This window comes from Streptomyces katrae (genome assembly GCF_000966975.1).
Lineage (GTDB): Bacteria > Actinomycetota > Actinomycetes > Streptomycetales > Streptomycetaceae > Streptomyces > Streptomyces katrae.
The window spans coordinates 1-8,324 of the sequence record NZ_JZWV01000194.1; the positions used below are offsets into that span (position 1 = coordinate 1).

Sequence of the window (8,324 nt, forward strand, 5' to 3'; positions counted from 1 at the left end):
GCCTACGCCCCCGCCCCCAGACGCACCGCCGCCAGGACCGGGAGGTGGTCCGTTGCCGTGCGGAGGTCGGTGGTGGGGAGGCCCGTGGGGACGCCGCAGGCCAGGACTTCGACGCTCGGGGAGGCGAACAACGCGTCGATGCGGAGGGAGGCGAACACCGCGTCGATGCGGCGGGACGGGGCCGCCGAGGGGAAGGTGTCCGCGCCGCCCCACGGGGCGGTCGTCCAGCAGTCCTGGAGGGTGTCCGACAGGCGGGTGAAGGCGGGGCCGCCCGGGGCTTCGTTGACGTCGGCGGCGGCGATCACGTGCGGGGCGTCCAGGGCTGCGGCCCGTTCCAGGAGGAGCTCGGCCTGAGCGGCGCGTTCGGTCGCGTCCAGGGAGAGGTGGGCGCTGACGACCCCCACCCTCGCCGCCCCGAAGCGGACCACCGCCGTGGCGAAGCCGCGCCGGTGGAGTCCGGGGGTGAGCGGGAGCAGGACGTCCTCCGTGCGCTCCACGAACGCCCGGAGCGAGCACAGCAGCAGCGGCCCCGCCGCCGTGGCCCCGCCGCCCAGGACCACCAGGTCGGTCTTGGCGGCCAGCCGGGCGGCGTGCTTGCGCCAGCGGAAGAAGCGCGGCGCCTCCTGGATGAGGACCAGGTCCGGCGCGCAGGCCCGGATCACCCGGGCCAGCGCCTCCTCGTCGTCGCGCATCGAGCGGACGTTGTAGCCGAGGACCCGGATCACGGCGGAACCGTCCGGTTCCGTCCGGGACCGGGGCAGTGCGTCGGGCACCGCGTCGGCGTCGGGCAGTGGCTGGGGCGGGGGCAACGTGTCAGGCACCATGCCCGCAAGATACGCAGCCGCCCGCCGCTCCCACAGGGGGCGCGGCGGGCGGCTCCAGAGCTCTCCGAGCGGGGCTCGGCCCCCGCTGGTCGCGGTGGGCTCAGCCCTGGCGGGCCAGGTCGGCCGCGCCCACCAGGCCGGCCTTTCCGCCGAGCTGCGCGGCGAGGACCTGCGCGTGCGGCCGCCAGGCGCCGCCGATCAGCCAGCGCTTGAAGGACTTGCGGATGGGGTCGAGGACGAGGTCGCCCTCGTCGGAGACCCCGCCGCCGACGATGAACGCCGACGGGTCGAAGAGGGAAGCCAGGTCGGCGAGGCCCGCGCCGGCCCAGCGGGCCAGCTCGCGGAAGGAGTCGACGGCCACCGGGTCGCCCTGGCGGGCGGCCTGGCTGATGTGCTTGCCCTCGATGCCCTCGGGGGTGCCGTCGCCCAGGCCCAGCAGGACCGTCGCGTTCTCGGGGGTGGCGTTGGCGCGCTGCTTGGCGTAGCGGACGAGCGCGCGGCCGGAGGCGTACTGCTCCCAGCAGCCCTGGCTGCCGCAGCCGCACAGCAGGCCGTCGGGGACGACCCGGATGTGCCCGAACTCGGCGGCGACGCCGAAGCGGCCGCGGCGCAGCTTGTTGCCCATGATGATGCCGCCGCCCAGGCCCGTGCCGAGCGTGATGCAGATGACGTCCTCGTGGCCCTGGCCGGCGCCGAAGCGGTACTCGCCCCAGGCGGCGCAGTTCGCGTCGTTCTCGACGACGACCGGGAGGCCGATGCGCTGTTCGACCTTGTCCTTGAGCGGCTCGTGCCGCCAGTTGATGTTGGGTGCGAACAGGACGGTCGCCCGCTTGTCGTCCACGTAGCCGGCGGCGCCGATGCCGACGGCTTCGATGGTGTGGTTGCTGCTGACCTCGGACACGGCGGCGCAGATCGCCTCCGTCACGCCGTCCGCGGTCGGCGGGGTGGGCACCTTGTACGTCTCAAGGATGGTGCCCTCTTCGTCGACCACGCCGGCCGCGATCTTCGTGCCGCCGATGTCGACGCCGATGGTGAGTCCCATTAGTCCCTCGGTTTTCCGGTCAAGCCCCGCCACGGCCAACCGTACCCGAGCCGGGCGGAGTCTCAGTCGAGATCGATCCGCTGGGCCGGGCCCTCGTCGGGTCCGCCGTCGTCGGCGCCGGTGCCGGTGTGCTTGCGGGGGGCCGGGGGTTCGTCCCGGACCCAGCGGCGTTCATGGCTTTCCACGGCCGAGCGGTAGGCGGCGAGCAGTTCCGATCCGGCGGCCGCGAGGTGGCCGAAGACCTCCGGGTTGCGTTCGATGACGGGCTTGGCGGCGGTCTTGGCCTGGTTGACGAACTGGCGTACGGCGCGCTGGGCGGCCGCGGCGAGCTCCGGGTTGTTGAGGGCGGAGACCTTGTCGGCGACGGCGCCGATGAGCTTGAACAGTTCCTCGGCGGCGGTGCCGGTGGCTCCCGCGCCCGCCCCCGCGCCCGCGGCCCGCTCGCGCTCCGCCCGGCGGCGCTCCTGTTCGGCGGCGAGGTCCTCGGCGCAGGCCTTCGCCCAGGCGTCGTCGTCGGTGGGGCGGTCGGTGGCCTCGCTCATGGCGGACTCTCCTGCGGGGCGGCTGCGGTAGGGGCTACCTCCGACGTTACCCGAACGGGGGTACGCCGTTCCGGACGTGTTTCAGCGCGCCCGGGGCCACAGCTGCGGGTCGGGGGTGAAGCGGATGCGGAGCACCCCGTCGGTGAGGGCGGCGCCGGAGACGGTGCAGCGGCGCAGGGCGGAGGGGAGGGAAACGGTCCTGCGGTAGGGGCCGACCGCGAGGTGCAGTTCGTCGCCGCGCCGGATCAGGTCGAGCTCGCTCTTGCGGGCGCGGGGCAGGGGGACCGCCCAGACGAGCACTCCGTCCTCGGCGAGCCGGTCCTCGACGGCCCAGCCGGGGCGGGCCGCGGGGGCGGCCGGGGCGGGCTGCGGGGGCGGCCGGGGCGGGGCGGGGGGCGAGGCCGTCGGCGTGGGCGAGCTCGTCGGGGCGCTCGGGGTCCCGGCCGAGGTGCGCGAGGGGGACCACGGGGGTCTCCCTCTCCCATTCCGCCAGGTACTTCCGCTGCTGGGCGGCGAGCCCGGCCGTCCAGGAGTCGGCGGAGTCCCTCGGGACGAGCCGGTTGGCCACCAGGTCGTGGACGGGCAGCTCGTACAGGGCGAGGCCGAGCGTCCCGGCGCGCAGGGCGGCGTCGGCGGCGGGGCCGGGTTCGGCGACGAGGCGGACCCGGGTGGTGGGGGCCTCGAGTACGGGGCGCAGGGCGCGGGCCGCCTGGCGCTCCGCGGGCAGCAGGCGGGCCAGGTAGCGGCGCAGCTGGGCGGGGAGGGCGAGGGTGGTCAGGGCCTGGTGCAGCGGGGGCATGTCCACGACGACGAGGTCGGTGGCGGGGCTGGCTGCGGCCCTGCGCAGGCCGCGGAGCAGGGCGAACTGTTCGGCGCCGGGGAGCTCGGTGAGTTCCTCGGCGCCGAGGGGGCTGCCGCCGAGCATGCCGAGGAGGGTGGCGCCGCGTTCCTGGAGGGCGGCGAGCTCGGTGCGGAACTCCTCGCCGGAGTCGATGCGGGCGAGGCGGAGGCCGTCGGGGGCGGGGGCGTCGCCCGCCGGCCAGGGGTCGTCGGCGCACAGCAGGAGCACGCGCTGCCCGGCGCGGGCCGCGGCGAGCGCGGTGGCGGCGGCGACGGTGGTGCGGCCTGCGCCTCCGGGGCCGGTGACGAGCAGGGTGTGCGGCATGCGGTGCTCCGGGTCGTAGATCATCCTCCGCCGCACGCTACGCCGTCCGCCGCCACGACCGCCCCGGGGGTCCCGGCGCCGCCGCGCGGGCTGGAATTTCGCTGAATCCAGCCCTCGCCGGCGGGGCTGTTCACAGCCCCGCCTGGGGCCCCCAGGAGGCCCCGCGGAGGGGCAGGGTCAGGCGGCCGACTCCACGCGCTTCTTCAGGCCCGCCAGCGCGCGGTCGATGATGACCTTCTCCGCCTTGCGCTTGATCATGCCGAGCATCGGGATCTTGACGTCGACGGTCAGCTGGTAGGTGACCTCCGTGCGCCGCCCCCCGTCCAGCGGGGCGAGCCGGTAGGAGCCGTCCAGCTGGCGCAGCATCTGGGACTTGTGGAGGGTCCAGCTGACCTCGTCCTGGCCCTTCCAGCTGTAGGACAGGGTGTGGTCGTCCTTGATCGCGCCCGCGTCCAGCAGCAGCCGTACCTTCTCGGCGCGGCCTTCGGCGTCGGTGGACAGCACCTCGGCCTCCTTCACCTCACCGGTCCACTCCGGGTAGCGGGCGAAGTCGGCGATCACGGCCATGACCTCGGCCGGCGAGGCGTCGATCGTGATGCTCGAGCTGGTGTGTTCCGCCATCGCGGTCGCTCCTCCGGGGGAGATTGTTCGGCAAGTGTGCAGGGGCCTCCGGCCGCCGCGTGAAGGCTACCGCGCGTACCGGTGCCGCAACTGCGGGACCCCGGCACGTGGCGGCGCGATCACCATTCCAGGGCCCACGGCCTTCCCGTCGCCGCGAAGTGGCCCACGTTCACGCACTCCGTGCCCCCGATCCGCATGCGCCGCGCCAGCGGCTGGTGCACGTGGCCGAAGAGGGCGTAGCGCGGCCGGGTGCGGCGGATGGCGGCGAGGAGGGCGGCGCTGCCGCGTTCGAAGCGGCGGGCGACCGTGTCGTAGCAGAGTTCGGGGACCTCCGGCGGGATGTGGGAGCACAGGACGTCGACCTCGCCGAGCGCTTCGACCTTCGCCGCGTACTCGTCCTCGTCCACCTCGTAGGGGGTGCGCATGGGTGAGGGCAGGCCGCCGCCGACGAAGCCGAAGACGCGGCCGCCGATCTCCACGCGCTGTCCGTCGAGGACGGTGGTGCCGGGGCCGGCGTACTCGGGCCAGAGGGCGGGGATGTCGACGTTGCCGTAGGTGGCGTACGTAGGGCTGGGGAAGGCGGCGAACATCTGGGCGTACTGGCGGCGTACCGCTTCCTCGATCATCCGCTCGCGGTCCAGCCCGTCCCAGAGCCGGCGGCCGAATTCGCGTGCTTCGGTGAAGCGGCGCGCGGTGCGGAGTTCGACGATCCGGTGGGCGTTCTCCACGCCGAAGAGGTCGGGGAAGATCCCGCGCGAGTGGTCGGCGTAGTCCAGGAAGAGGACCAGGTCACCGAGGCAGACGAGGGCGTCGGCGCCGTCGCCGGCCCGGGCGAGGGCGTCGGTGTTGCCGTGGACGTCGCTGACGACGTGGACTCGTGTACGCCTCTTGCTGGCACTCATGCCCGCCACCCTAGGGCGGCCCGTGCCCGGCGGGTAGAGGCGGGCTCGCAGGCGGCCGGACCTGCGGTTACTTCCGAGTCTCGGAGGCGGTCGACTACTGTCGGCAGCACTGTGGCGACGTTTGCGATGCACGGCGAAGTCCAGAATGTGACGCACGGAACATCTGGCCGGTTCCCTCTATCGGGAACCCACTACCGGTGGGTAACGTCCGGTCGGTCCACACGGTGGCGATGGCGCCCAGAGGAGCAGCAGTCTTGCGCGAGTTCAGCCTTCCGGCCCTGTACGAGGTCCCGTCGGACGGGAACCTGACGGATCTCATCCGCCGCAACGCCGCCCAGCACCCAGACACCGCCGTCATGAGCCGCAAGGCCGGCGGCCGCTGGCAGGACGTGACCGCGACGGAGTTCCTCGCCGAGGTCCGTGCCGCCGCCAAGGGCCTGATCGCCTCCGGCATCCGGCCCGGCGACCGGGTGGCCCTGATCTCGCGCACCCGCTACGAGTGGGTCCTGTTCGACTTCGCGATCTGGAGCGCCGGCGCCGTCACCGTCCCGGTGTACGAGACCAGCTCCCCGGAGCAGATCCAGTGGATCCTCGGGGACTCCGGCGCCGTCGCGGCCATCGTGGAGAGCCCGGGGCACAGCGCGAGCGTGGCGGCCCTGCGCGACCGGCTGCCGGAGCTGCGCGAGGTCTGGGAGATCGAGCAGGACGCCTTCGGCGCGCTGAAGGCCGCCGGGGCCGAGGTCCCGGACGCGGACGTGGACGCCCGCAGCTCCCTCGCGAACGCCGACGACCCGGCCACCATCGTCTACACCTCGGGCACCACCGGCCGCCCGAAGGGCTGCGTGCTGACCCACCGCAACTTCTTCGCCGAGTGCGGCAACGTCGTGGAGCGGCTGAAGCCGCTGTTCCGGACGGGCGAGTGCTCGGTGCTGCTGTTCCTCCCGGCCGCGCACGTCTTCGGGCGCCTGGTGGAGGTCGCGGCGGTCCTGGCGCCGATCCGGCTGGGCTGCGTGCCGGACATCAAGAACCTCACCGACGAGCTGCAGTCCTTCCGGCCCACGCTGATCCTCGGCGTGCCGCGCGTCTTCGAGAAGGTCTACAACTCGGCGCGCGCGAAGGCGCAGGCCGACGGCAAGGGCAGGATCTTCGACGCGGCCGCCGAGACGGCGATCGCGTACAGCCGGGCCCTGGACCTGCCCTCGGGCCCGTCCTTCGGCCTGAAGCTCAAGCACAAGATCTTCTCCAAGCTGGTCTACAGCAAGCTGCACGCCGTCCTCGGCGGGCGCGGCGAGTACGCGATCTCCGGCGGCGCCCCGCTGGGCGAGCGCCTCGGCCACTTCTTCCGCGGCATCGGCTTCACGGTCCTGGAGGGCTACGGCCTGACGGAGACCTGCGCGGCCACGGCGTTCCTCCCCTGGGACAAGCAGAAGATCGGCACGGTCGGCCAGCCGCTGCCGGGCTCGGTGCTGCGCATCGCCGACGACGGCGAGGTGCTGGTGCACGGCGAGCACGTGTTCAAGGAGTACTGGAAGAACGAGGCGGCCACCGCCGAGGCGATGTCCGACGGCTGGTTCCACACCGGTGACGTCGGCACCCTCGACGAGGACGGCTACCTGAAGATCACCGGCCGGAAGAAGGAGCTGATCGTCACGGCGGGCGGCAAGAACGTCGCCCCCGCCGTGATCGAGGACCGGATCCGGGCCCACGCGCTGGTCGCCGAGTGCATGGTGGTCGGCGACGGCAAGCCGTTCGTGGCGGCGCTGGTCACCATCGACGAGGAGTTCCTCGGCCGGTGGGCCGCGGAGAACGGCAAGCCGGCCGGGTCGACGGCGGCGGACCTGCGGGAGGACGCGGACCTGATGGCCGCCGTCCAGAAGGCCGTGGACGACGGCAACGCGGCGGTCTCCAAGGCGGAGTCGGTGCGGAAGTTCCGCATCCTGCCGTCGCAGTTCACGGAGGAGTCGGGCCACATCACGCCGTCGCTGAAGCTCAAGCGCAATGTGGTGGCGAAGGACTTCGCGGACGAGATCGAGGCCCTGTACCGCTCCTGACGCGGTACTCCCGCTAGCGCGGGTCCTCGGCCAGGATCCGCTCCATGTTCCGCTCGGCGAGGGCCGTGATCGTCAGGAACGGGTTCACGCCGAGCGAGCCCGGGACGAGCGAGCCGTCGGTGACGTAGAGCCCCCGGTACCCCTTGACCCGCCCGTACCCGTCCGTGGCCTCGCCGAGGACGCAGCCGCCGAGCGGGTGGTAGGTGAAGGTGTCGGCGAAGGCCTTGTTCTCGCCGAACAGGTCGTAGCGGTACATGGTGACGTTCCTGAGGTTGATGCGGTCGAACAGGTTCTTGGCCGCCGCCACCGACGGGGCGTTCTGGTCCCGGGTCCACCGCAGCCGCGCCGAGTCGGTGGCGGCGTCGTAGGTGAAGTGGCCGCGTTCCGGGTTCTTGGTGATGGCCAGGTACATCGAGATCCAGTGCTCGATGCCCATGGGGAGCGGGGCGATCTCCGCGAAGACCGGGTTCGCCGCGTTGTCCCAGTCGTCGATGCCGAGGGCGGGCATGGTGGCCTGGTTGGCGCCGACCGTGTCCCAGAGGTGGTTGGCGCGGGCGGTCATGACGTTGCCGTTGGTGCCCCAGCCCTGCCCGACGCGGTCGCTGAGCGCGGGCAGGGTGCCGGTCTCGCGGGCGCGCAGCAGGATCTCGGTGGTGCCGAGGCTGCCGGCGCCGAGGAAGAGCCGGTCGCAGCCGAGTTCGCGGACCTGGGTGACCTTGCCGGTGATGTCGCTGGTCCGGACGGTGAGGACGTATCCCCCGGCCGGGTCCTGGCGTACGGCGACCACGCGCTGCATGGTCTCGATGGTGACGTTGCCGGTGCCGAGGGCGGCCGCGAGGTAGGTCTTGTCGACGCTCTGCTTGCCGTGGTTGTTGCCGTAGATGACCTCACCGGCGAGCGCGGACCTGGTGGCCGTGCCGGCGGCCTCGCGCCGCATGTACCCGAAGTCGTAGACGTTGGGCACGAAGGTGGTGCGGAGGCCGGTGTTCTGGGCGTGCTTGCGGGACACCCGGGCGAAGCGGTACCACTCCGTGGACTCGAACCAGTCGGGGTCGACGGTGTTGACGCCGAGCATGGCGCGGGCCCGGGGGTAGTAGGTGCCGTACATCTCCTCGGCGTCGACCTGGGGCAGCACCTCGGCGAAGTAGGAGCGGCGGGGCGTGGGCGCCATGCCGCC

General features: G+C 73.1%; 7 protein-coding genes and 1 pseudogene. 1 reads left to right on the top strand and 7 read right to left on the bottom strand.

Annotated elements, in window-relative coordinates; translation table 11 throughout:
- Positions 1–2: 2 nt before the first annotated feature.
- The 6 genes and pseudogenes from VR44_RS09005 to VR44_RS09030 all read right to left on the bottom strand — a co-directional run bounded on the left by VR44_RS09005 (position 3) and on the right by VR44_RS09030 (position 5,096).
- Positions 3–824: an endonuclease/exonuclease/phosphatase family protein gene (locus VR44_RS09005; RefSeq protein WP_245691646.1), complete on the bottom strand. Its 822-nt coding sequence runs from the start codon at positions 822–824 to the stop codon at positions 3–5.
- 100 nt (positions 825–924) lie between these two features.
- Positions 925–1,866 (bottom strand): ROK family glucokinase, encoded by a 942-nt coding sequence (locus VR44_RS09010; protein WP_045946881.1) that lies wholly within the window; start codon positions 1,864–1,866, stop codon positions 925–927.
- A gap of 62 nt (positions 1,867–1,928) precedes the next feature.
- Positions 1,929–2,408 (bottom strand): DUF5304 family protein, encoded by a 480-nt coding sequence (locus tag VR44_RS09015; protein WP_045946882.1) that lies wholly within the window; start codon positions 2,406–2,408, stop codon positions 1,929–1,931.
- Between the two features lie 81 nt (positions 2,409–2,489).
- Positions 2,490–3,573, bottom strand: a pseudogene (locus VR44_RS09020) (ArsA family ATPase).
- Between the two features lie 177 nt (positions 3,574–3,750).
- Positions 3,751–4,194 carry an SRPBCC family protein gene (locus tag VR44_RS09025; protein WP_045946883.1) on the bottom strand — a complete coding sequence of 148 codons (444 nt, stop codon included), beginning with the start codon at positions 4,192–4,194 and terminating at the stop codon, positions 3,751–3,753.
- Positions 4,195–4,313: 119 nt separating this feature from the next.
- A complete protein-coding gene (locus tag VR44_RS09030) occupies positions 4,314–5,096 on the bottom strand; it encodes a metallophosphoesterase family protein (RefSeq protein WP_045946884.1) in 783 nt (260 codons plus the stop codon).
- 254 nt (positions 5,097–5,350) lie between these two features.
- Between VR44_RS09030 and VR44_RS09035 the strand changes: the two genes are divergently transcribed.
- Positions 5,351–7,147, top strand: coding sequence for an AMP-dependent synthetase/ligase (locus tag VR44_RS09035; RefSeq protein WP_045946885.1), 1,797 nt, complete (start codon positions 5,351–5,353; stop codon positions 7,145–7,147).
- A 13-nt stretch (positions 7,148–7,160) separates the two neighbouring features.
- Here the strand turns inward: VR44_RS09035 and VR44_RS09040 are convergent.
- The coding region (locus tag VR44_RS09040; RefSeq protein WP_045946887.1) for a GMC oxidoreductase at positions 7,161–8,324 on the bottom strand (1,164 nt) is incomplete at its 5' end.